The 25,186-nt window shown below is 63.8% G+C and carries 25 protein-coding genes; 12 read left to right on the forward strand and 13 right to left on the reverse strand.

Features of this window, described 5'->3' with window-relative positions:
• Positions 1 to 84: 84 nt before the first annotated feature.
• Both JQ609_RS07930 and JQ609_RS07935 read right to left on the reverse strand, forming a co-directional pair.
• Complete coding sequence (locus JQ609_RS07930) at positions 85 to 1,218, reverse strand: glycosyltransferase family 4 protein (RefSeq protein ID WP_212272893.1); 1,134 nt, start codon at positions 1,216 to 1,218, stop codon at positions 85 to 87.
• A gap of 2 nt (positions 1,219 to 1,220) precedes the next feature.
• Entirely contained in the window at positions 1,221 to 1,820 is a 600-nt protein-coding gene (locus JQ609_RS07935; protein ID WP_212272895.1) for a polysaccharide biosynthesis/export family protein, read from the reverse strand.
• 217 nt (positions 1,821 to 2,037) lie between these two features.
• On the opposite strand from JQ609_RS07935, the gene JQ609_RS07940 reads away from it, so the two are divergent.
• Entirely contained in the window at positions 2,038 to 4,350 is a 2,313-nt protein-coding gene (locus JQ609_RS07940) for an exopolysaccharide transport family protein (protein WP_212272897.1), read from the forward strand.
• An 855-nt stretch (positions 4,351 to 5,205) separates the two neighbouring features.
• On the opposite strand, the gene JQ609_RS07945 is transcribed toward JQ609_RS07940, so the two are convergent.
• Positions 5,206 to 6,399, reverse strand: a complete 1,194-nt coding sequence (locus JQ609_RS07945; protein ID WP_212272899.1) for a GNAT family N-acetyltransferase — start codon at positions 6,397 to 6,399, stop codon at positions 5,206 to 5,208.
• Between the two features lie 128 nt (positions 6,400 to 6,527).
• On the opposite strand from JQ609_RS07945, the gene JQ609_RS07950 reads away from it, so the two are divergent.
• Positions 6,528 to 7,580 carry a polysaccharide deacetylase family protein gene (locus JQ609_RS07950; RefSeq protein ID WP_409411170.1) on the forward strand — a complete coding sequence of 351 codons (1,053 nt, stop codon included), beginning with the start codon at positions 6,528 to 6,530 and terminating at the stop codon, positions 7,578 to 7,580.
• Between the two features lie 9 nt (positions 7,581 to 7,589).
• Here JQ609_RS07950 and JQ609_RS07955 read toward each other — a convergent pair whose 3' ends face one another.
• A complete protein-coding gene (locus JQ609_RS07955) occupies positions 7,590 to 7,796 on the reverse strand; it encodes a DUF2842 domain-containing protein (RefSeq protein ID WP_192733494.1) in 207 nt (68 codons plus the stop codon).
• Between the two features lie 107 nt (positions 7,797 to 7,903).
• On the opposite strand from JQ609_RS07955, the gene JQ609_RS07960 reads away from it, so the two are divergent.
• Positions 7,904 to 8,995 carry a COX15/CtaA family protein gene (locus JQ609_RS07960; RefSeq protein WP_212272903.1) on the forward strand — a complete coding sequence of 364 codons (1,092 nt, stop codon included), beginning with the start codon at positions 7,904 to 7,906 and terminating at the stop codon, positions 8,993 to 8,995.
• Positions 8,996 to 9,114: 119 nt separating this feature from the next.
• Positions 9,115 to 9,927, forward strand: coding sequence for an FTR1 family protein (locus tag JQ609_RS07965; RefSeq protein WP_212272905.1), 813 nt, complete (start codon positions 9,115 to 9,117; stop codon positions 9,925 to 9,927).
• A 14-nt stretch (positions 9,928 to 9,941) separates the two neighbouring features.
• On the opposite strand, the gene nadC is transcribed toward JQ609_RS07965, so the two are convergent.
• The 8 genes from nadC to JQ609_RS08005 all read right to left on the reverse strand — a co-directional run bounded on the left by nadC (position 9,942) and on the right by JQ609_RS08005 (position 18,204).
• Positions 9,942 to 10,811 (reverse strand): carboxylating nicotinate-nucleotide diphosphorylase, encoded by an 870-nt coding sequence (gene nadC / locus JQ609_RS07970; RefSeq protein ID WP_212272907.1) that lies wholly within the window; start codon positions 10,809 to 10,811, stop codon positions 9,942 to 9,944.
• Positions 10,808 to 12,361, reverse strand: coding sequence for an L-aspartate oxidase (locus JQ609_RS07975; protein WP_212272909.1), 1,554 nt, complete (start codon positions 12,359 to 12,361; stop codon positions 10,808 to 10,810). Before JQ609_RS07975 ends, nadC begins: the two co-directional genes overlap by 4 nt.
• Positions 12,358 to 13,344, reverse strand: coding sequence for a quinolinate synthase NadA (nadA, locus tag JQ609_RS07980; protein WP_212272911.1), 987 nt, complete (start codon positions 13,342 to 13,344; stop codon positions 12,358 to 12,360). Before nadA ends, JQ609_RS07975 begins: the two co-directional genes overlap by 4 nt.
• A 54-nt stretch (positions 13,345 to 13,398) precedes the next feature.
• Entirely contained in the window at positions 13,399 to 14,355 is a 957-nt protein-coding gene (locus tag JQ609_RS07985; RefSeq protein ID WP_212272913.1) for an NrtR DNA-binding winged helix domain-containing protein, read from the reverse strand.
• A 31-nt stretch (positions 14,356 to 14,386) separates the two neighbouring features.
• The gene (locus tag JQ609_RS07990; RefSeq protein WP_212272914.1) at positions 14,387 to 14,923 is read right to left on the reverse strand and encodes a hypothetical protein; all 537 of its coding nucleotides are present in this window, start codon (positions 14,921 to 14,923) and stop codon (positions 14,387 to 14,389) included.
• Between the two features lie 230 nt (positions 14,924 to 15,153).
• Positions 15,154 to 16,434, reverse strand: a complete 1,281-nt coding sequence (locus tag JQ609_RS07995) for an O-acetylhomoserine aminocarboxypropyltransferase (RefSeq protein ID WP_192733486.1) — start codon at positions 16,432 to 16,434, stop codon at positions 15,154 to 15,156.
• Positions 16,435 to 16,667: 233 nt separating this feature from the next.
• Positions 16,668 to 17,249, reverse strand: coding sequence for a CoA-binding protein (locus JQ609_RS08000; protein WP_212272916.1), 582 nt, complete (start codon positions 17,247 to 17,249; stop codon positions 16,668 to 16,670).
• Between the two features lie 130 nt (positions 17,250 to 17,379).
• Positions 17,380 to 18,204, reverse strand: a complete 825-nt coding sequence (locus tag JQ609_RS08005; protein WP_212272918.1) for an enoyl-CoA hydratase — start codon at positions 18,202 to 18,204, stop codon at positions 17,380 to 17,382.
• A 95-nt stretch (positions 18,205 to 18,299) separates the two neighbouring features.
• Here JQ609_RS08005 and JQ609_RS08010 point away from each other — a divergent pair, with 95 nt between their 5' ends.
• From JQ609_RS08010 to JQ609_RS08035, 6 genes are all read left to right on the forward strand, one after another.
• A complete protein-coding gene (locus JQ609_RS08010) occupies positions 18,300 to 18,728 on the forward strand; it encodes a PaaI family thioesterase (RefSeq protein WP_192733483.1) in 429 nt (142 codons plus the stop codon).
• Between the two features lie 154 nt (positions 18,729 to 18,882).
• Positions 18,883 to 19,347: a 50S ribosomal protein L13 gene (gene rplM, locus JQ609_RS08015; protein ID WP_212032288.1), complete on the forward strand. Its 465-nt coding sequence runs from the start codon at positions 18,883 to 18,885 to the stop codon at positions 19,345 to 19,347.
• Position 19,348: 1 nt separating this feature from the next.
• Positions 19,349 to 19,825, forward strand: a complete 477-nt coding sequence (gene rpsI / locus JQ609_RS08020; RefSeq protein ID WP_212272920.1) for a 30S ribosomal protein S9 — start codon at positions 19,349 to 19,351, stop codon at positions 19,823 to 19,825.
• Positions 19,826 to 20,062: 237 nt separating this feature from the next.
• Complete coding sequence (locus JQ609_RS08025) at positions 20,063 to 21,280, forward strand: GGDEF domain-containing protein (RefSeq protein ID WP_212208131.1); 1,218 nt, start codon at positions 20,063 to 20,065, stop codon at positions 21,278 to 21,280.
• Positions 21,281 to 21,331: 51 nt separating this feature from the next.
• Positions 21,332 to 21,568, forward strand: a complete 237-nt coding sequence (locus JQ609_RS08030) for a hypothetical protein (protein WP_212272922.1) — start codon at positions 21,332 to 21,334, stop codon at positions 21,566 to 21,568.
• 103 nt (positions 21,569 to 21,671) lie between these two features.
• Entirely contained in the window at positions 21,672 to 21,974 is a 303-nt protein-coding gene (locus JQ609_RS08035; protein ID WP_212272924.1) for an antibiotic biosynthesis monooxygenase, read from the forward strand.
• 6 nt (positions 21,975 to 21,980) lie between these two features.
• Here the strand turns inward: JQ609_RS08035 and JQ609_RS08040 are convergent, their stop codons facing one another.
• Complete coding sequence (locus tag JQ609_RS08040) at positions 21,981 to 23,087, reverse strand: AI-2E family transporter (RefSeq protein ID WP_212272926.1); 1,107 nt, start codon at positions 23,085 to 23,087, stop codon at positions 21,981 to 21,983.
• Positions 23,088 to 23,340: 253 nt separating this feature from the next.
• On the opposite strand from JQ609_RS08040, the gene JQ609_RS08045 reads away from it, so the two are divergent.
• Together JQ609_RS08045 and JQ609_RS08050 are read left to right on the forward strand one after the other, a co-directional pair.
• Complete coding sequence (locus JQ609_RS08045) at positions 23,341 to 24,042, forward strand: hypothetical protein (RefSeq protein ID WP_212272928.1); 702 nt, start codon at positions 23,341 to 23,343, stop codon at positions 24,040 to 24,042.
• A gap of 224 nt (positions 24,043 to 24,266) precedes the next feature.
• A complete protein-coding gene (locus JQ609_RS08050) occupies positions 24,267 to 25,037 on the forward strand; it encodes a gamma-glutamyl-gamma-aminobutyrate hydrolase family protein (protein ID WP_212208127.1) in 771 nt (256 codons plus the stop codon).
• The last annotated feature ends 149 nt before the right edge of the window (positions 25,038 to 25,186 follow it).

Here is a 25,186-nt window from a genome sequence, read left to right on the forward strand (position 1 = left end):
AGGGATGCGCCTGCCGATGCGGAATTCCCTGCCATCCGGCTTAAGGGACAAATCGGAAGAAACAGTTACGTTGGTAAAGAACGGTTAACGATTGGCAAACGCGTCGCGATAGCCGGTCAATACGCCCTCGACCATCGCCTTCTGCGAGAAGTGCTGGAAAATCCGCTCGCGCAGGGATTTGGCCCGCTCCAGCGTCACGGCCGGATTCTGCAGCGCAGTCTCGATCGCGTCCGCCATCGCCGCTGCATTGCTGGGGGCGAACAACGCCTCGGTATGGGCGCCGAAAATCTCCGGAATGCCGCCGACATTGGCGGCCACCATCGGAATTCCCGCGGCCGCGGCCTCGATCACGACATAGGGCATGGAATCGCCGCGCGAGGGAACCACCAGCAGCGAGCCCTTGGAGAAGCCGTAGCGCGCCTTGACGTGGCCGATGAAGCGGATGGCCTCGCCGAGGCCGAGCCGCTGCACCTGGGCCTTCAAGGCAGCGCTTTCCTCGCCGTCGCCGGCGAGCGTCAGCGTCACCGGCCGGCCGTCGGCGCGCAGCCGGGCCACCGCGTCGATCAGGAGGTCGGCGCCCTTGATGTGCCGGAACTCGCCGACATAGAGCACATCGGTGGCGTCCGCGGCCTTGACGACCGGGTCGAATTCATTGGCGGTGACGCCGTTGAACACGCAGCGCACCAGCCCCTTCGGGGTGCCGATGGTGCGCTGATAGGTGTTGCGCGCAAACGCGCTTTCGAACAGGAACAGGTCCGTCGAGTCCATCAGCGCGCGCTCGAGGCGGGCATAGAAATTGCCCTTGAGCGTCGACAGCGGGTAATGCAGCGACCCGCCATGCGGCGTATAGACCCGGATCGTATCCCTGGCGGCGATCCCGGCGCGTATGAACACACCGGCCTTGGCGCCATGGCCGTGCAATACATCCGGCTTCAACTGCCGGACCAGGCGCAGGAAGCGCACCCATGCCAGGGTGTCGCTTGGGCGCGGTTCGCGGTGGATAGCGACGCGATGGACGCCGAGCTTGAGGCGGGGGGCGATTTCCGCCAGCGCCTGCTCGGCGCGCTCGCCACCGGTGAGGCTGTCGGCGATGATGCCGACGTGATGGCCTTTATCGGCCTGGCCGTTGGCGAGATCCAGGATATGGCGAAAAATGCCGCCCACCGGGGCGCGCGTCGCGTGCAGGATACGAAGGGGCTGACCGTCGACGACAGGCATAATCAGAACCAGCGTTCGCCAACGAGCAACGTATCGCCCGGGCTGATGGACGTTCCCGGCGGCACCACGTAGCGCGCTGTTCCAGACCCGTCGGTGTGCGTGACCGTCACCCGGTCGCGCAGCGCGCGCGGCGAGAAGCCGCCGGCGATGGCAACGGCGCTTTCCACGGTCATGTTCGGTACATAAGGATATTGTCCGGGCGCCGCCACTTCGCCGAGGATGAAGAACGGCCGATAGGCCTCGACCTCGACGGCGACCGAGGGCTCGCGGATGAAACCGCGGCGCAGCCTGGCGCCGATGTCGGCGGCCAGGCCAGCGGGCGTGCTGCCGCGCGCCGGGACCGAACCGATCAGCGGCATCGTGATCGAGCCGCTGGCATCGATCGCATAGGTGTTGGTGAGACCTTCCTGGCCGTAGACCACGACGCGGAGCTTGTCGCCAGTATCCAGATGATAGGCCGCGTCGAAGCGCGGCGGCGCCGGTTCGGCATAGGCGACCGCCATCGGGGCAGGGCCCACGGCAACCGGCGTAGTCCGACCCATGCAGCCCGCAAGCGCCAGCGCAGCAACCAGACATGGGATCGGGGCGAGCGCGCCTCGCATGGGGGAGAATCCTGAAAAAGTATCCGCCCGATTAAGGGCGTTCATGGTTAACAAAACATGACCGCAGCCCTGCGGGGCGGTCATTGCCGCCCGCAAATCGCGCGGATTAACCCAGCGGCAACCTTAATGGAGTGTAATCGCCGGGGTTGAGACAGGGTCGTGGCGTTTTCGAGCGAAAACGCGTCACGATTTTATGTGGCGTCCGCGGGAGTGTGCGATGCGTTTTGCGTTTTGGCGTACGGGCCGGATCAAGGCCGTGTTGGAGCGGGCGCTTCCAAAGCCCGCACCGGCCGTCACTGAGGCCGTCGCCACAGAGCCCGTCGTCGTCAAATCTGTCGTCACCAAGCCTGCCGTTGCGAAGCAGGTTGCCGCGCCCGAATCCGGCGATCTCGACCTCCACGCGCTGGGTCAGGCCCTGATCCGCAAGCGCGCCTGGATCATCGTCCCGACGGTGCTGGCGCTGGTGCTGTCGATCGCCGCCGTCAACATGGTCACCCCGCGCTATAAATCCGAAGCCCGCATCCTGGTCGATGGCCGCGAGAACGTGTTCCTGCGGCCGAACGGCGAGCGCAATGAAGAGCGCAACACGGTCGACGCCGAGGCGGTGACGAGCCAGGTGCAGCTGCTGTTGTCGCGCGATCTGGCGCGCGAAATCATCAAGAAGAACAAATTGGCCGAGCGCCCGGAATTCGATCCGGTGCTGCAGGGCTTTTCTCCGCTGAAGTCGCTGCTGGCGCTGTTCGGTATAGGACGCGATCCGCTGTCGCTGACGCCGGAAGAGCGCGTACTGGACGCCTATTTCGAGCGCTACACGGCGTATGCGGTGGACAAGTCGCGCGTCATCGTCATCGAATTCCAGTCGCGCGATCCGGAGCTGGCCGCGCGCGTCGCCAATTCGATCGCGGAAGGGTATCTGGCGTTGCAGCAGGGCGCGCGCCAGGACCAGGCGAAATCCGCCAGCGGCTGGCTGTCGGGCGGTATAGAGGATCTGCGCAAGAAGGTCGCGGAAGCCGAGCAGCGCGCGGAAGATTTCCGCTCGAAGTCGAGCCTGTTCATCGGCACCAACAACACCTCGCTGTCCAACCAGCAGATGGGCGAGATCAACACCCAGCTCAACAACGCCCGCGCGCTGAAATCGGACGCCGAGTCCAAGGCGCGCATGATCAAGGACATGCTTCAGAGCGGCAAGCCGATCGAGGCTTCCGAGGTCCTCAATTCCGAATTGATCCGCCGGCTGTCCGAACAGCGGGTGACGCTGCGCGCGCAGCTCGCCGAACAGTCGTCAACGCTGCTCGACGGTCACCCCCGCATCAAGGAATTGAAGGCGCAGCTCGGCGATCTCGATCGGCAGCTGCGCGAGGAGGCGAGCAAGATCTCGCGCTCGCTGGAGAATGACGCGCGCCTCGCCAGCGGCCGGGTCGATAGCCTGAGAAACGAACTTGAGCTGGTCAAGAAGCAGGCGTCCGCGTCCAACGGCCAGGACGTGCAGCTGCGCGCGCTGGAGCGCGAAGCCAAGGCGCAGCGCGATCTCTTGGAATCCTATCTGGCAAAGTACCGCGAAGCCGCCGCCCGCGAAAACATCGACGCCGCGCCGGCGGATGGCCGGATCATCTCGCGCGCCACCGTTTCCAATACGCCGGCCTATCCGAAGAAGCTCCCGATCGTGCTGATCGCGACGCTGGCAACCTTGCTGCTGACCTCAGGCGCGATCGTGACCGGCGAGCTGCTGCGCATGACCGCGCCGCGCGCGGCCGCTGCAGCCGTGCCCGCTGCTGTGACTTCAGCCGCAGAACCGGCTCGCGTCTCCGCGCCGCCGACTGCACCGTATGTCGAGCCTCATGATGATTTCGGACCGGAACCCGAACATCCCGTGACGAACGACTCAAAGCCTGCCTTCAGCGAGCCTCGTGCCGAGCTCGCGGCAGGAATCGAAGAAATCGAGCAACTGGCCGACCGGCTCGGCCAGGCGGGTGAGGCGGCGCGCAAGGTAACGGTTCTCGGCACCGCGTCGAGCGAAGGCATCACGCTGACCGCGTTGACGCTGGCGCGCCTGATGGCGCGGCAGGCCAAGATCGTGGTGGTCGATCTGACCGCGGCTTCGCTGGCGATGACGGCGGTCTCGGTCGATCCGGCGGCCCCCGGGCTCGCCGAACTGATGCAGGGTGAAGCAACCTTTGCGCAGATTATCACCAGGGACCGGCTGTCGCGCGTCCATCTCGTCAGCGCCGGCCGCCCGGGCTTTGATCGCTCGCAGCTGCAGTCGCCGCGGCTGACGCTCGCGATCGACGCGCTGCTGCGGGTCTACGACCATGTGTTGCTCGACGCCGGCGCCGCCTCCGACCTGCCGGCGGAACTGTTGACCGCGCATGCCCGCGCGGTCGTGGTCCCCGAAGCGTCGATGGATTCGGACGCCCGCAGCATCATGTGCGACCAGCTCCGCGCCGTCGGCTTCTCCGACGTCACGATGCTGCGCAAGCCGTGCCAGCCGTCGGATGTGGCCGACCGAGCCCCGCGCGTGGTGGCGGCGTAGGGGCGATAAAGTTCAAGCATGTAGGATGGGTAGAGCGAAGCGAAACCCATCATCTCTCCGCAATCGCAATTGATGGGTTTCGCTTCGCTCTACCCATCCTACGGGCGGGCCGCGGCGCCTCGCGCGCACGCGTAATCTTGCGGCCAGCATGCGACAAAGTAACACGACGGGCAAATCACTTCCGATTGTCAGAAATTATGTCAAGCCCCGAAATAAAAAATATTTCGCTTTCGCCGTCGGGCAAATCATCTCTACGAGTTTGCGTTATCCCGTCCCACACAGAGGGGCGTCGGCCGTCGTCACGACGAGGGGCGGGTTTCGATGGACGTAACAGTTGCGATTGACGGTCGCGGCTGAAGCGTACGGCGAAAAGCGTGTGGTCCTGGCGCCCGTAACGGCGTCAAGTCCTGCGGGAGCTAACGCTTCCGAGGGGCGACGGTGGCAATAGAGGCCGTCTCACCGGGGAGAGCGCGTCATAAGCCGTAAAGCCATTGCGCAGGGAAGGCCGGGTGTTCTCCGCTGCCCTGTATGCTCGTGTGCAGCTTTCTTAGCACAATCCGCACACGGGACCGCGGGTGCAGCGCGCACCCGGTCTTCCCTGCGCCCTCTGTTTGGAGGGTGGGAAGTTTGATCAACAACTCGGGCGCAATGCGTCGCGAGAATGCGAAGGTGCGTTTTGCATGATGGTGCAGCAACAAACACCACCGTCGTCCCGGCCTTGAGCCGGGACCCATAACCACAGGAAGACGTTTTGCGAAAGGTCTCTGCTACCGAGCTTCTATTGAGAGATCACGCGGTATGGGTCCCGGCTCAAGGCCGGGACGACAATTTGGATGTTTGGTGGCGTTCCCAGACTCAGCTAAACGCGTTCCGCAGCTTCTGCGCCATATCGAGCAGGGCCGGATTATGCTTCACTATGCGCTTGGTGCGGTTCAAGCCCGACATGACGCCCGCGGCGAGCTTGCCGCGCTGGCTCAGGGGGATGAAACTGTCGAAGATCGGCTCGTCGTCCTTGCAGAACAGCCGCTTGTAATCGTCCGATCCGATGCCGAGATCGAAGGCGCGATAATCCTTAGCGGCGAAGTGATCGATGATGTCGCGCATCAGGATCAGGCCGGGGCTGTATTTCGAATTGGCCGACATCGTGTAGGTGTTGAACATCATCGAGAAGCGATGGCCGTCGTCGACGCCGGTGAAGATCGCGATCACTTCCTCGTCGCATTCGAGCGCGTGGATATCGATGACGCGATTGCCGCCGGCCACTTGTGCCGCGCAGGCGCTGCGGATGAAATCCTCGATGCCGGGCTCGGCGAACACGTCAGGCAGTTTCTGCTCGGCCATCCGCAGCGGCTTGATGCGGAAGAACCAGTCGAGCAGCCGCGTGATGTCGGCGTCGGTGCTGGCGACGTAGTAGCGATAGCCGGGCAGGGCCTGCAGCTTGCGCGCCTTGCCCTTCAGGCGCTGCCGGAACGACTTGCTGATCAGCGTCGTAGGCTCAGCACCGCTCGCCATCTTCAGGAGCGGGCAGTCGTTGGCGGAGGGTTGATGCGGCAGCAGTGCGATCGGGTTCGGCAGATCGCGCCAGTGCAGGGGCTGTTGGTGCAGAGCCAGCACGTCGGCCTCGGCGCGTTGCGCGATGGCCGCGATCAGGCCTTCGATTTCGGCCTTCGTTGCGGTCGCGGCAAAATCCTTGCCCCACAGCGCCATGTTGAAGGTCGAGTGCTTGCCGCCCATGAAGCTGGCGCAGCGCGCGCCGTAGACATGCCTGACTGCGAGCGGCAGCAGCATCAGCGGCCGGCGTTCCGCGTCGTAGGCGATCACGATGAAGGGGACGAGGCCTTCGCGCGCGCCGACATTGCGCTGCCAGGCGCTGACGAAGTCGAAACGCTGAAAGGGCGTGGAGGATTGCTGCTGCGCGTTTTCCAGAGCGCGCCAGACCGCTTCGGCGCCGGCCAGATCGCGGATGATGTCGATGCCGGCGATGCGCCCCGGTTTCGACCAGGTTTGCGTATCCGCCGTTCCGTTTTCAATCGCGGCAGCCATGGTCATCGCAGAACCTGTATAGGAAATTGTTTACAATTTTCGGCTTTGGCCACCTTCGCAGGGAAATGTCAACAAAGAGTAATAACAATGCAGGCGCGGCGGGGCACCGCGCGGCCGTATGTGGGGACGGGACGTTGGGTCAGGACGTCGGGTTTTTGAGGCGGGCCCAAATGGAGCTCGCTTATTTCAGCGGCTACGCGCGGCTGAAGCAGCGCCGAAGCGGCGGCGCCGGTGTCGTACTGCGGTTCGAACGCGTGCGCGCGCGGCAGCAACGGCGGTTCCAGCCGCTCAAATCGAGCGAGATCACCCCGCAATTTCTCGACCGGATGATCCGGGCTCTGAAGCGCTGGAAATATGACATCGTCTCGATGGACGAGGTATGCCGGCGCGCGGTCACGTTGCCGACGGCCAATCGGTTTGTCGCGCTGACATTTGACGGCGGCTACAAGGACGTGATGACAGCGGCCTATCCGGTGCTGGCGAAGCACGCCGTTCCCTTTACCATCTATCTGCCGACGGCGTTTCCGGACGGCCTTGGCGAAGCGTGGTGGCTGGCGCTGGAGGACATGATCGCGCGGGAAAACCGCATCAGCCTCGTGATCGATCGCCAGGAGCGGCACTTCGCCATCCGGGACGCTTCCGATAAATATCAGGCGTTCGAATTTCTTTCGAGCTGGATGCGGTCGCTGTCGCCGCCGGATCTGTCATTCGCCATCAACGATCTCTGCAAGCGCTATTCGGTCGACCTTGCGGGCCTCTCGCGCGGCGCGTCGATGGACTGGGACGACCTGACCAGGCTTGCGGCCGATCCGAATGTGACGATCGGTAGCGCCACGGTGAACTATCCGGTTCTGTCGAAGCTGAAAGACGCTGACGCCCAGCGCGAGATGGCGATGGGCAAGGCGGTGACGGAAGCGGCCTTCCAACGCACCATCAAGCATTTCGCCTATCCGTTCGGCGATCGCGACGGCTTTCGCCGGGCGCACGTGGCGATGGCGCAGGAGCTGGGTCTCGCCAGCGCGGCAACAATGTTGCCCGGCGTGGTCGCTTCGAAGGGATATACCAATCTGCATGCGTTGCCGCGCGTCGCCTGGGACGGACGGCAGCGTTCGCTGCGCATGATGCGGGTGATGCTGTCGGGGGCGTTTCTTCCGCAGGTAAAGGCGAAACCAACCAATCGCGGGTGAGTGCAAAATTCAGGCGTCGGGCCGCGACATCCAGCTGATGATCGGCATCGCCGGCAGCACCCATCCAAGGCCCGCCACGACGTAGAAAATCGATTGCAACAGCCCCGAATTGGCCAGCCACGGCGTCTGCGCGATGGTCATGCCGAGTAGAGACCAGACCACGACGAGGACCAGCAAAAAGATGGTTCCGACGAATTTGCGGGTACGGATTGTCATGGCGGATATGTGAAGCCTTTACTGAACTTAGAGCCTGTTGCGCGCGGGAAGGGGCGGACTATAAGGGGCGCAGCAATTCAATCAAGCATGGGCATCGAACGGGTTCAATGACCGGTATTTCCAGGAGCGAGGGGCTGCCAAACCGCGCTGTCAGATGGTGGTTGTTTGCGGTCGCGGCCCTGATCGCGATCATGGTGCTGGTCGGCGGCGCCACGCGGCTGACGGAGTCCGGATTGTCGATCGTCGAGTGGAAACCCGTCACCGGAACCTTGCCGCCGCTGACCGATGCGCAATGGGCGCAGGCGTTCGAGGGCTACAAGACGATTCCGCAATATCGCGAACTCAATGCCGGCATGAGTCTGGCTGAGTTCAAGACCATCTTCTGGTGGGAATGGAGCCACCGGCTGCTCGGGCGCGTGATCGGCGCGGTCTATCTGCTGCCGTTCCTGTTCTTCCTCTGGCGCGGCATGCTCGGCACCGAGCTGAAGCGGCGGTTGTGGGTGATCTTCGGCCTCGGCGCGCTGCAGGGCGCGGTCGGCTGGTGGATGGTGGCCTCGGGCCTCTCGCAGCGGGTCGAAGTCTCGCAATACCGGCTGGCGGCGCATCTGATGCTGGCGCTGGTGATTTTTGCGGCGATCGTCTGGACTCTGCTGCGGCTGGCGGACCGGCCGCGACCGGCCGCCTCTTCGCGCCTCAAGATCACCGGTGTCGCGCTGCTGGCGCTGACATTCGTGCAGATCTATTTCGGCGCGCTGGTCGCTGGCCTGCGCGCGGGCAGGGTGTACAACACCTGGCCGCAGATCGACGGCGCCTTCATTCCCTCCTCGGCGCGGCTGTTCTTCGAAGAGCCATGGTGGCGCAATCTGTTCGACAACACGCTCACGGTGCAGTTCGAGCATCGCATGACCGCCTATGCGCTGCTGACGCTGGCGGTGCTGCATGCGATCGATGCGGTCGCCTCGCGCGCCGGGCCGGCCGTGGTCCGCGGCGCCTGGTGGCTGGTCGCCGCGATCGTCGTACAGGCGGTCCTCGGCATCCTCACGCTGCTGCACCAGGTGCCGATCGATCTGGCTTTGGCCCATCAGGCGGTTGCAATGGTCGTCCTGACGCTGGCGATATTTCAGACCGAGCGGCTGGTCGCCCGCCGCGCGGAACCGGGCCGCGAAGGATTGGTTCAGCCGGTGGGGCAGCCCGGCTGAAAGGGAGAACTCTAAAGCTATTCTAATCTATTGCGATGGCTTGACGCGCTTGTGCCCGGCGTCGCGCTTTACTTGAAATATCCGGACGATAAAACGAACCGGAAATCAGGGTTCGCATCATGTCCTCAGCATTCATCCAGGCCGCAATCATCCTGCTCCGCGAGGGGCTTGAAGCCATGCTGGTGATCGCGGCGCTCGCCGGCTATCTGAGAAAGGTCGGCTCCGCGCACCGTGTCGGCGCGCTGTATGGCGGCGCACTGGTGGCGGTCGGCGCCAGCTTCATCGCCGCCTGGGTGTTTGCGGTGTTCAATTCCGGCGACCACAGCGACGTCCTCGAAGGCGTCATCATCCTGTTCGCCGCCGCCTTGATGCTCTATGTCAGCGGCTGGCTGATGGTGAAGCAGGATCCGCGCGGCTGGCAGGATTATCTGGCGCACAAGGCCGACAGCGCGCTGGCGCAGGACACGGTGTGGGCAGTCGGCGCGCTCGCCTTCCTCGCGGTGTTCCGCGAGGGCGCCGAAACCGTGCTATTCATCAATGCGTTGGCGAAGACCGAAGGCGGCTGGAGCGCCGGGCTGTTCGGCGGCCTTGCGGCGGCGGCGGTCGGACTTGCTGTGCTATTCTATTTCATCAACATGATCGCGCAAAAGCTTCCGCTGCGGCCCTTGTTCGTTATCACGTCGGCGTTCCTGTTCGCGATGGCGATCAAGTTCATCGGCGAAGCCGTGCAGGAATTCCAGGAGCAGACGATCATCACGGTGACCGAGGTCAAGGGCAGCGCGTTCTTCACCGCGATCGGACTCAATCCGAGCATGGAAGCGTTGTCGATCCAGCTCTTGGTCATCCTGTTTGCGCTCGCGACCTATTCGGTATTCCAGCGCAACAGCCGTCTGATGCGCGAAGACAAGGCGGCGTCGCGTCCGGCCGAGTAGTCCTCACGTAACTCTCAAGCGGCCTGCCGCTTGAGATCGAGATAGTCGAGCCCGATATCGAGCGCGGCCGAGCTGTGGGTAATCCACCCCGCCGAAATCAGGTCGACGCCCGTCGCCGCGATCGCCTTCGCGGTGGCGGCGGTGATGCGGCCGGAAGCCTCGATGATCGCCCTGCCGCCCGTCATGGCCACGGCCTGCCTGAGCTCCTCGTTCGTCATATTGTCGAGCAGCACGGCGTCGACACCGAGCGCCAGCACCTGTTCGAGCTGCGCCAGCGTATCGACCTCGACCTCGATCTTGACGAGGTGGCCGGCATGGGCCTTCGCGCGTTCAATGGCGGTGCGGATGTCGCCGGCCAGCGCGACGTGATTGTCCTTGATCAGGATGGCGTCGTCGAGGCCAAAACGATGATTGCCGCCGCCGCCGGCGCGGACCGCGTATTTCTCCAGCGCGCGCAGCCCCGGCGTCGTCTTGCGGGTGCAGACGATCTGCGCCTTCGTCCCCTTCGCTGCGGATACCAGCGAGGCAGTAGCCGTCGCAACGCCGCTGAGATGACACAGGAAGTTCAGCGCCGTCCGCTCGCCGGTCAGCAAACCGCGCGCGGGCCCTTCGATGGTCGCGATGACTTCACCAGGCGCGACCACGCTGCCGTCCGGCCGCTCCGCACGAAGCGTGATCGCTGGCGAGGCGAACTGGACGGCGCAGCGCGCGATGTCGAGGCCCGCCACGACGCCTTGCTGCCGCGCGCGCAGCACCAGCGCGGCCTGCTGGTCGGCGGGAACGATCGCGTCGGCCGTGATGTCTCCGGCGCGGCCGAGGTCCTCCAGGAGGGCGGTTCGCACGATCGGCTCGTACATGATGGGCAGGAGGGGATTCAGCGTCATGATTGGGCACTCCCAAGAGACAAGGTGTCGGATTCCACGATCTCGCGCGCGGCTTGAAGCGCCTCGGAAAGCGAGATCGACGACGGCGTGGCGGTAGCCGGCGTGTCGGGATAATCGGTACGAAAGTGCCCGCCGCGGCTCTCCTCGCGCTGGTATGCGGCGACGGCGATCATCAATCCCACCAGCGCCGGATCGGATGCCGCGCCGTCTCTGTGGGCGATCGGCAAGAGGCCCCGAACCAGCCGACCGATTGCGCTGCGGTCGCGGAGCACACCGAGGCCTTGCGACATCATCGGCCGTATCGTCGATGGATCGGAGGCGGGCAGGGGCGTAAGGGGCGCACGCGCCTTCAATGGGCCGCGGCTCGCCCGGCTGACGCTCCCCGCAACCCACTCGGCGCAGACGATGGCTTCCATCAGCGAATTGCTGGCGAGACGATTGGCGCCGTGCAGGCCGGTGCGGGCGACCTCGCCGCAGGCCCAGAGGCCATTGACCGTGCTGCGTCCTTCGAGATCAACGGCAATGCCGCCCATGTGGTAGTGCACGGCGGGCCGAACCGGAATCGGATCGGTCGCAGGATCGATCCCGGCCATCTTGCAGAACGCGGAGATGACGGGATAGCGCTCGGCAAAATCCTTGCCCGGATGCTTCCGCGCATCGAGGAATACCCGATGTCCCTCGGCGCGGCGTCGCCAGACGGCACGCGCGACAATGTCGCGGGCTGCGAGTTCGGCGCCGGGCTCATCGGCCATGAAGCGCTGGCTGGTCTCGTCGATCAGGGTTGCGCCGTCGCCTCTGATAGCTTCGGTGAGCAGCGGCATCGGCCGCGACGGTCCATCGAACGCGGTCGGATGAAACTGGACGAACTCGATATCCGAAAGCTGCGCGCCCGCGTGCGCTGCGAGTGCCAAGCCCTGGCCGAAGCAGCCGGACGGATTGGTGCTGTCGAGAAACAGTCCGCCGATGCCGCCGGTCGCGATCACGACGCGGCCGGTGTCGATTACCAGCGGACCCTGCGCGTTGGCGGCGAGCACGCCCTTGACGGCGTTGTCCTCGACGATCAGCCGGCGCGCCTCGACACCCTCGAGCAGCGTGATCGACGGACAGCGGCGCACCGTCAATATCAGCGCCCGCATGATTTCCCGGCCGGTGCCGTCGCCGGTGGCATGAACGATCCGGTTGCGGCCGTGGGCGGCTTCGAGGCCAAGCCGCCAGCGTCCATCCGGCCGCCGGTCGAAGGCGACGCCGAGTTGTGCGAGATGTTCGACCGCCGATGGCGCAGCGTGGACGATCCGGCTTGCGGTGGCCTCATCGCACAGGCCGGCGCCGGCCGCGACTGTGTCGGCGAAATGCAGAGCAGGGTCGTCGTCCACACCCATCGCTGCGGCGAGCCCGCCTTGCGCCCACAGGCTGGAGGCCTCCGCGCCCAGCGGGGCCTTCGACACCACCAGCACCGGCTCCGGCGCCAGGTGCAGCGCCGTCATCAATCCGGCGGCGCCGCCGCCGATGATCACGGGACGGTTGGCCAGCGCAGAAATATCCGTGCTCATATCGCCAGCATCTTCTCAACGGCGCGCCGCGCGGGGGCGGCGATCGCGGGATCGATCGTCACTTGGTGCTGATTGGCCTCCAGCGCATGGCGGATATTTTTCAGCGTGATCCGCTTCATGTGCGGGCACAGATTGCAGGGCCGGATGAATTCGACATCGGGATGCAGCACCGCGACGTTGTCGCTCATCGAGCACTCGGTGAGCAGCACGACGCGGGGCGGGCGCCGCTGTTCGACATATCCGGACATCGCCGCCGTCGAGCCGGAGAAATCAGCCTCCGCCACCACCTCGGGCGGGCACTCCGGATGCGCCAGAACGGTGACGCCGGGGTGGTTCTCCCGGATCTGTCTGATGTCGTCGGGCGTAAAGAGTTCATGCACCTCGCAGTGGCCCTTCCACGCGATGATTTTCACGTCGGTCTGCTTGGCGATGTTCTGCGCCAGATATTCGTCCGGCAACATGATGACGCGGTCAGTGCCCAGCGACTCCACGACCTTGAGCGCGTTGCCCGAGGTGCAGCAGATGTCGGATTCCGCCTTCACCGCGGCGGACGTGTTGACATACGTGACGACGGGCGCGCCGGGGTAGCGTTGCCGCATCAGCCGCACGTCCGCTGGGGTGATTGAGTCCGCGAGCGAGCAGCCGGCCGCAAGGTCGGGGATCAGGACGATCTTCTGCGGATTGAGCAGCTTGGCCGTCTCGGCCATGAAGTGCACGCCGGCGAGCACGATGATATCGGCATCGACCTTGGTGGCTTCGCGCGCCAGCAGCAGGCTGTCGCCGACGATGTCGGCGACGCCGTGGAAGATTTCCGGCGTCTGGTAGTTGTGCGCCAGGATGACCGCGTTGCGCGTTCGCTTCAGCTCGAGAATGGCGTCGACGTCGCCTGCGAAGGTTGCCCATTCGGGTGGCGGGATTACGCGTTTCACCCTCTCATAAAGCGGCGCGGTGCGGGCGAGGGCGCCGGCGTTGAGATTGGCCATTTATACTCTCCATGAGCATATTATGGCTTATACTTATCCTGAGCATAACCTAAGTCAAGTGCGCGAAAGCGGCAGCTTGGTTCCCGCGACCGCCCGCTCGGCGAGGACGGCGTGGCGGAAGCGGAACAGCTTGGCGGGGCGGCCGACCGTGTCGGCGGCGATTGCGCCAGTCTCCTCAACGAGTTGCTGCTGTTCCATCAGGCGGCGGAAGTTCTGCTTGTGCACCAGTCGTCCTGCAAGCGCTTCAACACTGCGTTGCAGTTGCAGCAGGGTGAATTCCGCCGGCATCAGTTCGAACACCACGGGGCGGTATTTGATCTTGGCGCGCAACCTGGCGATTCCGGTCGCGAGAATGCGGCGATGATCGGCTGTCATCGGCCGGCCGGGCACCAGCGTGGCTGCGTTACCGCTTTCGCGAACCGCTTCCGGAATGAGCGCGGCCTCAAACAGCAACTCGTAGCGCTGCAGCACGAGCTCTTCATTCCACTCACGATCCTCAAAACCGAACGTGATCGCGACTCGCTGCCAGCGCTCCCGCTGCAGCGCCGGCGAGGCGGCGGATTTCGCCCATGCGCGCAGCCGCGGTGTCAGCAGCTTTGCGAGCAGAGCAGGCGGCCCTTCCCGATGATCTTCCCAGGGGAAATAATCATACCAGCCGGACCAATGCGCCGCTGCCCCGTCGGCGACTTGATCCTCCCGGGTCAGCCCGAGATAGCTGATTGAGACGGAGTGGGGTGATGAGCCATCGCCGGTCCGTCCGCGGTCGGCAAACGTATAGAGCTGCTCGACATAGCCGAGCGGATGGCCGGTTTGCGCTTCGACCCACGCCCGCAAACCTGATTGCAGAGAGCGGTGCTTGAATTCGAACGGCCCGCTCGGCAACGCACCCGCATTGGCGATCGTCATGATCTTGGGTTGGCCGTCGGTTACGGCGACCAGCACGGCGACCAGGTCGGCGGTGATCGCGCGCGCGGAATCCGGTGTTTTAGTTTTTCGCGGTGGCCCTGCCACGTCCAAAAGTCCGTTTCTGTTGCAGTCGCGGCTAGCGATAGCCGTAGACGCCGCCGGCATAAGGCAGGCGACTCCAGTAGGGCGTGTAGGGGCCGCCGTAATAGGGGCCATCATAGCTGTAGGAATGGCTGGTCCCATAATAGCCCGGCAGGGTGTCGGAGCCCGGCAGTAACGGCACGCCATTTACGAGCGGCGCATAGGGGACGACGCCGACCGGCGTGAACAACACGTCGGGATCGGCTTCCTCGACCACCACCAATTGCCGGCCGCGCCGCACGTAAAGAGGCGCTGCAGCAGGAGCGACCGTGGTCCGGTAATTGTAGTGCGCGCGGGGCAGGCCCGGCGGCAATTGTTTTGTGGCGCGAACCGCGGCCCGCCTGGAGGCGGCGACGTTATTGACGCGCTTCGCCACGGCTGGACTTTTGGCGGATGTGGTCGCGGCCGGGCTGTCGGCAGGCTTTGCTGCCGCGGGGCTATCGGTGGCCTTGGCGGCCCCGGGGCTCTCGTCCGCGGCAGCAGCTCCGATCGCGAAAATCGCGACCAGAAATGGCGTCATCCAGCGCAGCATCGTTTGCTCCGAATCATCAAGGGCGGCTCAGCGCCACTTTATGCCGGAATGAGCGTTAATGAGAGGCCTGTGATTTCAGGCCGGATGGCCGGCTGAGAGGCGGCGGCCACCAGTTGTCGTCACCCGCGAAGGCGGGTGACCCAGTATTCCAGAGACGTCGGTGATGACTCGATAGGCCGCGGCGTACTGGGTACCCGCTTTCGCGGGGTACGACGACTGAGTTGCTTGCCTTACGCCGTCAGCGCCTGTTCCAGATCGGCGATCAGATCTTCCTTGTCCTCGATGCCGATCGACAGCCGGACCACGTCGGGGGCGGCGCCTGACTTCACCTTGGCGGCGTCGTCGAGCTGGCTGTGCGTGGTCGAGGCCGGGTGGATCACCAGCGAGCGGGTGTCGCCGACATTGGCCAGATGCGAGAACAGTTTCAGGTTCGACACCAGGTTGACGCCGGCGTCATAACCGTCCTTGAGGCTGAAGGTGAACACCGCGCCGGCGCCCTTCGGTGCGTATTTGCGCGCCAGGTTGTTGTACCTGTCGCTGGCGAGACCCGCATAGTTCACCGCGGCGACCTTGGGATGGCCGGCGAGAAATTCCGCGACGGCCTTGGCGTTCTCGCAATGCTTCTGCATGCGCAGCGGCAGCGTCTCGATGCCGGTGAGGATCATGAAGGCGTTGAACGGCGACAGTGCCGGGCCGAGGTCACGCAGGCCGAGCACGCGGCAGGCGATCGCGAAGGCGAAATTGCCAAAAGTCTCCTGCAGCTTGATGCCGTGATATTCGGGGCGCGGCTCGCTCAGCATCGGATATTTGTTGTCCTTCGACCAGTCGAAGGTGCCGGCATCGACGATGATGCCGCCGAGCGAATTGCCGTGGCCGCCCAGAAATTTCGTCAGCGAATGCACGACGATGTCGGCGCCGTGATCGATCGGGCGGATCAGGTAGGGGGTGGCCAGCGTGTTGTCGACGATCAATGGCACGCCGGCCTTGCGGGCGACGGCGGCGATCGCCTCGATATCGGTGATGCTGCCGGAGGGATTGGCGATCGACTCGATGAAGATCGCCTTGGTGTGCGGCGTCACCGCGCGTTCGAAACTTGCGATATCATCTGAATCCGCCCATGCCACGTTCCAGCCAAAACTCTTGAAGGCATGGGTGAACTGGTTGATCGATCCGCCATAGAGTTTGCGCGCGGCAATGATCTCGTCGCCCGGCATCAGCAATTGCTGGAATACGACCACCTGGGCGGCGTGTCCGGACGCGACCGCAAGCGCGGCGGTGCCGCCTTCGAGTGCGGCGACGCGTTCTTCCAGCACCGCGTTGGTCGGATTGCCGATGCGGGTATAGATGTTGCCGAACGCCTGCAGGCCGAACAGCGACGCGGCGTGGTCGGCGTCGTTGAAAACGAAAGACGTGGTTTGATAGATCGGTGTCGCCCGCGCGCCGGTGGTCGGATCAGGCTGCGCGCCCGCATGCACGGCGAGGGTCGAAAATCCCGGGTGACGATCGGTCATTCTGTGCGTCCTGTTTTGGTTCGTCGAAAATGCGCGGCATGCTGATCGCAAGCCGCGTCCGCCGTCAAGGCGAGCGTTTCACATATCGTGGATTAGGAACGGACGTGCTTCATGGTGCCACGTTTTCGAAACAATCGTTTCGCATCTGCGTTACGACAGAGCCTTGTCGGCTCTGCTTTTTTGTTTTGACGCGTTTTCCTGGCGCGAACCGGTACCCACTTCGCTTGAAAACGCTATGGCTCGCTCTTGTTTTTCGCGGCGCGGTCGGAGGCCGCGGTTTCGCCGCCGCCGACGCTCATCCGGTTCAGCGACAGCCGCATGCCCTGCGTCGGGATCGGCGCGCGCTTGGAGCTGAGCGTGCGTGAGTTGACGCCCATCCAGGAAATCTCCGATGACAGCCTTCCGTATTCGATCTTCGGGCAGCGGTTCATCACGACCTTGATGCCGGCGGCCTCGGCTTTTTCCGCCGCGGCGTCGTCGCGCGCGGCGAGTTGCATCCAGATCACTTTCGGCAGCGGCGACAAATTCAGGGCTTCATCGACCACAGGCATGATGTGGCTGGAGTTGCGGAAGATGTCGATCATGTCGATCGGACGGTCGATATCCGCAAGCGCAGCAACGAAGGGTTTGCCGAGCAGGCTCTTGCCGACATGGCCGGGATTGACCGGGATCATGTCGTAGCCGCGCTGCGCCAGATATTTGAACGCAAAGTAGCTCGGCCGCACGTTGACCGGCGAGGCACCGACCATCGCGATCGATTTCACGCTATTGAGGATGGCGCGGATGTAATTGTCGTCGTAGGCGTCGTGGTTCATTTACACAATTCCCAATTCCTCATGGTGAGGAGCGCGTCTTCGCGCGTCTCGAACCGTGAGGCCACAGTGCGGGCCTCATCCTTCGAGACGCGGCGAAGACGCCGCTCCTCAGGACGAGGAGATACAATTTTTACTTATCCTGCCATTTCGGCTCGCGTTTCTCGATGAAGGCGCCGATGCCTTCCTCGGCGTCGCGCGCCATCATGTTTTCGGTCATCACCTCTGCGGCATAGCGATAGGCGTCGGCGAGGCTCATTTCGACCTGCCGGTAAAACGCTTCCTTGCCGAGCTTGACGGTGTAGGCGGATTTGAGCGCGACCTTCTGCGCTAGCGCAATCGCCGCGTCGCGTTCGGTGCCTGATGGAACGACGCGGTTCACTAGGCCGAGGCGCTGCGCCGTCGCGGCGTCCACCGGCTCGCCGGTGAGCAGCATTTCCATCGCCTGCTTGCGCGGCACGTTGCGCGACAGCGCCACCATCGGCGTCGAACAGAACAGACCGATATCGACGCCGGGCGTGGCAAAACTCGCGGCCTCGGAGGCGACCGCCAGATCGCAGCTTGCCACCAGCTGGCAACCGGCGGCGGTGGCAACGCCCTGAACGGCGGCGACCACGGGCTTCGGCAACTGCACGATCGCCTGCATCATCGCGCTGCAGGCGTTCATGATCTCTGCGAAATAGGCGCGGCCGCGATCGGCATCGCTGCGGCGCGCGGTCAGTTCCTTCATGTCGTGACCGGCCGAGAAGGCCGGGCCGTTGGCGGCGATGACGAGCGCGCGTACATTCTTGTCGTCGTGAATGTCTTTCAGCGCCGCATGCAGTTCGGCGATCAGGGCCTCCGACAGGCTGTTGCGCGCCGCTGATCGGTTCAGGGTAAGCACAGCGACGCTGCCGACCTGCTCGCGCAGCAGGATCGGCGATTGAGGGGCGGGCGCGCGGGCGGTCTGGGGCGACATCTCAAAATTTCCACTAAGTGGTTTTCTTGGGTTTTGTTTGGGCTTTGATGACAACTTAATGTAACAGGCGGTCTGAAGCGAGGGCAGGGGTCAGCATGGCGGCAGCGAAAATGAGCGTGGCTGAACTGGAGAAGTTCCTCCACGACGAATTCCCGCAGGCGTTCAAGGGTGGCGATATCACCATCGAAAGCGCCGATGGCGAAACCTGCCTGCTGCGCCAGCGCTATAACGAGAACATGCTGCGCCCGGGCGGTACGGTGTCGGGCCCGACGCTGATGGCGATGGCCGATTTCGCAATGTATGTGGTGCTGCTGTCGGCGATCGGACCGGTTGGGCTTGCCGTGACCACCAATCTCAACATCAATTTCCTGCGCAAGGGCCAGCCTGGACAGGACGTGCTGGCTGCAGCGCGGCTGTTGAAGCTCGGCAAGCGGCTGGCGGTGGGGGAGGTCAACCTGCTGTCAGGCACGTCACCCGATCCGATCGCGCACGTGACGTCGACCTATTCCATTCCAAACAAATAGCCTTTTGTACGGTATTATAATACCATATTTACAAGCCATTGTTTTCGCTGTTGTAATTGTCGCCAATCGGCATTGACGCGCAGCGCCCGGTTCTCTAGAAACCGCGCAGTTCGGCGCAGCCTGCGCCGCGGTCCCCTTTCACGGATTTCCTCACATGAAAACCTTTTCGGCTAAGCCCGCCGAGGTGACGAAGAAGTGGGTGCTGATCGACGCCAAAGGTCTGGTGGTCGGACGGCTCGCTACCCTGGTCGCCATGCGTCTGCGCGGCAAACATCTGCCCACCTACACGCCCCACGTCGATTGCGGCGATCACGTCGTCATCATCAATGCGGCGCACGTCGTTCTGACCGGTCGCAAGCGCGACCAGAAGGTCTATTACAAGCACACCGGCTTCATCGGTGGCATCAAGGAACGCACCGCGAAGTCGATCCTCGAGGGTCGCTTCCCCGAGCGCGTCGTCGAGAAGGCCATCGAGCGCATGATCCCCCGCGGTCCGCTCGGCCGCGTGCAGATGGGCAATCTGCGCGTTTACCCCGGCGCCGAACATCCGCATGAAGCCCAGCAGCCCGAGACGGTTGATATCGCTTCGATGAACCGCAAGAACATGAGGGCCGCATAAGATGTCCGATACCATGCAGTCGCTCGACCAGTTGTCGCAGCTGAAGCCGGCAACGCCGGATGCCCCGAAATACGTCAAGAAGGTCGACAAATACGGCCGCGCTTACGCCACCGGCAAGCGCAAGGACGCGGTCGCCCGCGTCTGGATCAAGCCGGGCGCCGGCAAGATTGTGGTCAACACCCGCGAAGTCGAAGTCTATTTCGCGCGTCCAGTGCTGCGTATGTTGATCCAGCAGCCGCTGGTCGCAGCTGCCCGTGCCGGCCAGTACGACGTCATCTGCACGGTCGCCGGCGGCGGTCTGTCGGGCCAGGCGGGTGCCGTGCGTCACGGCATCTCCAAGGCGCTGACCTGCTTCGAGCCGGATCTGCGCGGCGTATTGAAGAAGGGCGGCTTCCTGACCCGCGACTCCCGCACCGTGGAGCGCAAGAAGTACGGTCGCGCCAAGGCGCGCAAGTCGTTCCAGTTCTCGAAGCGCTAATTGCTTCGCTAAAATTTGCAGCGATTGCTGCATTCATCAACGAGGAAAAAGGGCGCTTTTCAGCGCCCTTTTTGTATTCAGTTTAGAGATGAATTAACGCAGATTTTCACGAAAACTTTCGTGCGCGTACACACGAAATTGGAACCCGAGCGGCCTAGCGTGCCAGGACTGCGGGGGCGCAGCATCACATTTCCAAATACGCGCCCAGCATTGCATCACACTTTTACGGTGGGGCTCATGTCGTTCGATACGTCCACGCTATATCTGTTCGCGACCATGGTTGCGGGCATGCTCGGGGCCATGCTCATTTTCTTCGGCAAGCAGGAAAATGTCCCGGCGTTGAAGTGGTGGGGCACGGCCTATCTGCTCGGTGCGGCCTCGGTCGCGATCTGGACCGTCGGCGGCGCCGCACTTGGCGGACCGCTGACGCTGGCGTTGAACGCGGTCGGCTTCATCGCCTGCGGCATGGTCTGGAATGCCGCGCGCGTCTTCCTCGGCCGCGCGCCCAACCTGCCGGGGCTGGTGTTCGGCGCGATCGCCTGGGTCGGTGTATCGGTAGGCTTGCCGTGGCTCGATCCGGCGATGCGCCTGACCGCCGGTGCGCTGATCGTTGCGATCTATGCAGCGCTGACGGCCTCGGAATTGTGGAGCGAGCGGCGGCGCAGCATGCAGAAGCGCTGGCCGACCATTGCGGTGCCCGTCATGCATGGCTGCGTGCTGATGCTGCCGATCCTGCTCGGCGACCTCCTGCGTCCGCATGACGAAACCTTCTACAGCAGCATCTGGGTGACGGCGTTTTCGATCGAGCTCGTGCTCTATGCGATCGGCACTGTGTTCGTGATCTTCATGCTGGTGTCGGATCGTGCCGTGACCGTGCACAAGACGGCAGCGTCGATCGATCCCTTGAGCGGCATGTTCAACCGCCGTGGCTTTGCCGAAGCCTGCGCGCGGGTGATCGAACGCGAGGCCACGGCCGGCAGACCGGTGACGGTGATGATCTTCGACATCGACCATTTCAAGGGCATCAACGACCGTTTCGGCCATCCGGCGGGCGATGAGATCCTCAAACTGTTTGCCACAGTCGTGGTGAGCAATCTGCGCATCAGCGATCTGTCGGGCCGCATCGGCGGTGAAGAGTTCGCCGCGCTGTTGCCGTGTGCGCTGGAAGAGGGCGTGCTGGTGGCCGAGCGCGTGCGTGAAGCGTTCGAGGCGTCCGGAATCGTGTGCGAGGAAGGGCCGGTCGATACCACCGTCAGCATCGGCGTGGCCGGTGGGCCGGCGGGCACCGAGCTCGAGGTGCTGCTGGCGGCGGCCGACACCGCGCTCTATCAGGCCAAGCGCAGCGGCCGCAATCGCGTCGAGGCCGCGGAAGAGCTGCCGCTGTCACTGGAGCACTGGCGGCGCAAGACCGCGGGCCTTCCGGCGCCGGCCCGTGCGCAGGCTGCCACGACCTGAAGAAGCGCGGCGGTAACCCCACGTTTACCATTCCATCCATATTATTTACTTATGGAATCGATACGCTCGCGAAATCCCCAGGCTGCGCTGATGTCGCTCGAAGCGGCCGCAGTTTCCGCCCGTTGCGGCTTCGCCTGCATGTTCTCCAGCTCGGAAGAATTCGAGACGGCGCTCATCACCGAGCGCCGGGCGCAGGGCCGTTACGATCAGCGCAGAACGCGCTGGCCTGCCATCCTGTTGATCGGTTGCGCGATGATGGTTGTGGGCGCAGTGTTGCTGTTCAACTGAGGCCGACTTTTCAGGATGCTGATGCCGGGCGCCGCGAGGCGCCTTTTTCTTTTTGGCGCCTTCAGCTAGACACGGCTATTCCCAGCAGAAGGCTGTAACCACCATGATCACCGAAATCGCACAGATCGACGTCAAGCCCGGCACCGAGAGGGATTTTGAAGCCGCCGTGGCCAAGGCGCGTCCGCTGTTCCTGCGCGCCAAGGGCGGCAAGGGGTTTGAACTGCACAAATCGATCGAGAAGCCGCAGCGCTATCGCCTGATGGCGCAATGGGAAACGCTGGAAAATCACACCGTCGATTTCCGCGGCTCGGAAGATTTTACGGCATGGCGCGGCCTGGTCGGGCAGTACTTTGCGGCGCCGCCCGAGGTCGAGCACACCGAGACGGTGCTGACGTCGGCGGGCTGAAGCGGCTTACGCGATCGGCTTTTCGGCCTTGAAATGGTCGATCATGACCTTGGCGATCGCCATCAGGGGGAGCGCCAGCGCCAGCCCCCAGATGCCGAACACGACGCCGAGCAGGATCTGGAACGCGAACAGCGTGGCGGGCGGAATGTCCAGCGCCTGACGCTGGATGATCGGCGTCAGCACGTAGCTTTCCAGCGCGTGCACGCCGAGGAACAGGATGAATGCGCTGAGCGCCGCGACCCATCCGGAGGCGAGGCTCGCCAGCACCACGATCAGCCCGCCGAGGATCGCGCCGACGGTCGGAATGAAGGCGAGCAGGCCGGCCTGGATGCCCAGAATGAACGAGCTGGGGATGCCGATGATGGCAAGCCCGATCCAGGTGACAAAGAACACCGCTGCCATGGTGATGATCTGCGCGATCAGCCAGCGCTCCAGCGTCCAGCCGATGCGGTCGATAATGATGGTGGCGCGGGCGCGGTGCCTGGCCGGCGCCATGAACAACAGCCCGTTGCGGTAAACGCTCGGTTGCACGGCAAAGGCGAGGCCCAGAAACAGCACGATAAAGAAGTTTCCGACCGCGCTCACGGTGCCCAGGATCAGCTTCAGGCTCTGGCTGAAAATGGCGCCGCCGCTGGACGCGATGGTGCTGGCGCTGGGAAGGCTATGCGGCGTTGTTGGCGCCGCAGGCGCAGACGCATCCGAAGCCGCATTGAGGCTGCCGAAGTCGAAAAAGCTGGTATCGACCCCATTCCTGTCCAGGAAGGCTTTGAGGTCGACCAGCTGCGACTTGATCGTGTCGCTCAACACCTTGGTCTGTTGGGCGATGGTGGCGCCGCCGAGGAAAAGAATTCCCGACAGGATGCCGGCCAGCACCAGGCAGACGACAGTGAGCCGCAGCGAATGCGGGAGTTTGACCACGCGGCCGAGCATACCGGCCATCGCGGTGAGGGCGACGCCGAGCAGCACGCCGGCAAAGATCAGGAACAGCGTCGCGGCGAAATACCAGGTGAACAGCAAAAGTGCCGTGAACAGCACGACACCGATGCCTCCGACCGAGATCGCCCACGCCAGATCGTTGCGGGCCAAAAGACGACCGTCAGCCGGACCTGTCACGTTGATTCCTTCCCCCAGAATATTCCTGCGCCAGTCTTTCGCGAAAATGCGCCCGGGATCAAGCGGCGAGGTACGCGCCGGTTTGACGCTGCCATGCCCGGTGTGCCAAGCGGTGCAGGCTAACTAAAGCGTTTTCCAGCGAAGTGGACGCCGGTTCGCGTCAAGAAAACGCGTCAAATCAAGAATGTGGAGCTCCGTTCCGATTCCATCGGAGCGGAAAAGCTCCAGCGACGGGCGCTTCGGCGAGGATGAGATGAATTTCAAATGGTTGGGGCCGGTTGCGCTGCTGGCGGCGATCTATATCGGCGACCAGATCAGAATCAACCGACCCGGCCACAAATATCGCTTGACCATTGAAGTCGAGACCCCCGATGGACGCAAATCGGCGAGCGGAGTTTTGGCGGTCCACCCGTATCGCGGCTACAGCGGCATCGGCCCAACCCGCACCGTGGGTGATGCCGTCTACGTCGACCTCGGCGGCGGCAAAAATCTGGTCGCGCTGCTGGCGCATATCGACAAGAAACTCGAACTCGACGGCATCAATTACGTAGCCCTGCGCGCCTATACGGCGGCCGCCGGCGACGGCAAGCGCGTGTCGTTCAACGAAATGAACCGCCAGACCGGCGTCGTGCCGGTAACGGGCGCGCTGATCCCGGTACTCGTGACGTTTGCCGACCCGGCCAATCCCGGGACCGCACGCAATGTGCAGCCTGACGAAGCGGAAAGGGCACTGGGGAAGGGATATCGCCTCCGCGGGATATCGGCCGAGGCGGTGCCGAACGGATTTTGGCCGCTCGATTTCGGCGGCGTGCTGGGCGAGCCGGTGACCCGTACCATTCAGGCGAAACTGCCGTGGCTGAACGGGGCCGACAATTCCGCCGCGACTGCGCTCCGGGCGGCCGGGCTGCCCGGCGTCGAGGCTGTCGAAGTCAGGGAAGCCTTTACGCGGAAGTAGCTGTCTTTGCCGCGCGTCAGGCCGCTCCACGAGCCAAAACGCGTGCCTTTGCGCCTGTTCTGACGCCGGGCTTGCCGGCACGGCCTGGGCTTCGCGCGGAGCTGTAAAGCAGGAGTAGGCAGCATATCATGTTGATCCGGCACGATCTCGCAGGCATGATCGGCCAAAATCATGGCTCAACCTGGAAGATCCTTGCGCAGGACGATGAAAGCAGAAATTTGGCGATGAGACGGCCCGTGGTCGGTGTGATCGGGAACGCCCATCGCATCGAAAATCGTTTCACAACCCAGATGGTCGGAGAGCGCAATCTCCGCGCTGTAGCCGACGTGTCGGGCGCACTGCCGCTGATGTTTGCTGGATCGCCCGAGATTACCGATATCGGCGCCTTGCTCGAAGCCGTCGACGGAGTGGTGCTGACAGGCGCCCGCGCCAACGTCCATCCGACCCGCTTCAAGACCGAGCCGCATGAGAGGCACGAGCCCTACGATATTCACCGCGACGACGTCGCCCTTGCGCTGGCGGAAGCCTGCGTCGCCCGCGGCGTGCCGATCTTCGGCATCTGCCGCGGCTTGCAGGAAATGAACGTCGCCTTTGGCGGCTCGCTGCACCCGGAGATTCGCGACATCCCCGGCCGCATGAATCATCGCATGCCGCGGCTGGAGAACGGCGAGATCCACCCCGATCCGTTGGTGATCTTTGCCGACCGGCATGACGTCCATCTGACGCCTGATGGCGCCTTTGCGAAGCTGCTTGGCTGCGAAACCATTCGCGTGAACTCGCTGCATGGGCAAGGCATTCTCGATCCCGGCGAGCGCGTCGTCATCGAGGGCGTGGCGGAAGACGGCACCATCGAGGCAATTCGCATTGCCGATGCACCGAGCTTTGCGCTCGGCGTGCAATGGCATGCGGAGTACGACCCGCAGCGCAATCCGATCAACCGTGCGCTGTTTGAGGCGTTCGGCGAGGCGCTCAAAGCGCATCAGCGGGCGAGCTAGCTGCTGGTCGAAATGTTCGCACACCGCTCATGAGCAGGTGAGGGGGAAGGGCGAGCACATCCCGCTGGCGAATCTGAAATTGCTCAAGGCCGATCCCGCCACCGTGCAAGCGCAAAGCGAGGAGATCAAGGCGCGTTACTCCAGGATAT

Origin of the sequence: Bradyrhizobium sp. AUGA SZCCT0169 (assembly GCF_018130085.1) — a bacterium.
Classification (GTDB): Bacteria; Pseudomonadota; Alphaproteobacteria; order Rhizobiales; family Xanthobacteraceae; genus Bradyrhizobium.

Bases quoted from the DNA above. Each gene is read 5' to 3' on its own strand.
- JQ609_RS07930 (WP_212272893.1), bottom strand. From the start codon at position 1,218: ATGCCTGTCGTCGACGGTCAGCCCCTTCGTATCCTGCACGCGACGCGC.
- JQ609_RS07935 (WP_212272895.1), bottom strand. From the start codon at position 1,820: ATGCGAGGCGCGCTCGCCCCGATCCCATGTCTGGTTGCTGCGCTGGCG.
- JQ609_RS07940 (WP_212272897.1), top strand. From the start codon at position 2,038: ATGCGTTTTGCGTTTTGGCGTACGGGCCGGATCAAGGCCGTGTTGGAG.
- JQ609_RS07945 (WP_212272899.1), bottom strand. From the start codon at position 6,399: ATGACCATGGCTGCCGCGATTGAAAACGGAACGGCGGATACGCAAACC.
- JQ609_RS07955 (WP_192733494.1), bottom strand. From the start codon at position 7,796: ATGACAATCCGTACCCGCAAATTCGTCGGAACCATCTTTTTGCTGGTC.
- JQ609_RS07960 (WP_212272903.1), top strand. From the start codon at position 7,904: ATGACCGGTATTTCCAGGAGCGAGGGGCTGCCAAACCGCGCTGTCAGA.
- JQ609_RS07965 (WP_212272905.1), top strand. From the start codon at position 9,115: ATGTCCTCAGCATTCATCCAGGCCGCAATCATCCTGCTCCGCGAGGGG.
- nadC (WP_212272907.1), bottom strand. From the start codon at position 10,811: ATGACGCTGAATCCCCTCCTGCCCATCATGTACGAGCCGATCGTGCGA.
- JQ609_RS07975 (WP_212272909.1), bottom strand. From the start codon at position 12,361: ATGAGCACGGATATTTCTGCGCTGGCCAACCGTCCCGTGATCATCGGC.
- nadA (WP_212272911.1), bottom strand. From the start codon at position 13,344: ATGGCCAATCTCAACGCCGGCGCCCTCGCCCGCACCGCGCCGCTTTAT.
- JQ609_RS07990 (WP_212272914.1), bottom strand. From the start codon at position 14,923: ATGCTGCGCTGGATGACGCCATTTCTGGTCGCGATTTTCGCGATCGGA.
- JQ609_RS07995 (WP_192733486.1), bottom strand. From the start codon at position 16,434: ATGACCGATCGTCACCCGGGATTTTCGACCCTCGCCGTGCATGCGGGC.
- JQ609_RS08000 (WP_212272916.1), bottom strand. From the start codon at position 17,249: ATGAACCACGACGCCTACGACGACAATTACATCCGCGCCATCCTCAAT.
- JQ609_RS08005 (WP_212272918.1), bottom strand. From the start codon at position 18,204: ATGTCGCCCCAGACCGCCCGCGCGCCCGCCCCTCAATCGCCGATCCTG.
- JQ609_RS08010 (WP_192733483.1), top strand. From the start codon at position 18,300: ATGGCGGCAGCGAAAATGAGCGTGGCTGAACTGGAGAAGTTCCTCCAC.
- rplM (WP_212032288.1), top strand. From the start codon at position 18,883: ATGAAAACCTTTTCGGCTAAGCCCGCCGAGGTGACGAAGAAGTGGGTG.
- rpsI (WP_212272920.1), top strand. From the start codon at position 19,349: ATGTCCGATACCATGCAGTCGCTCGACCAGTTGTCGCAGCTGAAGCCG.
- JQ609_RS08025 (WP_212208131.1), top strand. From the start codon at position 20,063: ATGTCGTTCGATACGTCCACGCTATATCTGTTCGCGACCATGGTTGCG.
- JQ609_RS08030 (WP_212272922.1), top strand. From the start codon at position 21,332: ATGGAATCGATACGCTCGCGAAATCCCCAGGCTGCGCTGATGTCGCTC.
- JQ609_RS08035 (WP_212272924.1), top strand. From the start codon at position 21,672: ATGATCACCGAAATCGCACAGATCGACGTCAAGCCCGGCACCGAGAGG.
- JQ609_RS08045 (WP_212272928.1), top strand. From the start codon at position 23,341: ATGAATTTCAAATGGTTGGGGCCGGTTGCGCTGCTGGCGGCGATCTAT.
- JQ609_RS08050 (WP_212208127.1), top strand. From the start codon at position 24,267: ATGAGACGGCCCGTGGTCGGTGTGATCGGGAACGCCCATCGCATCGAA.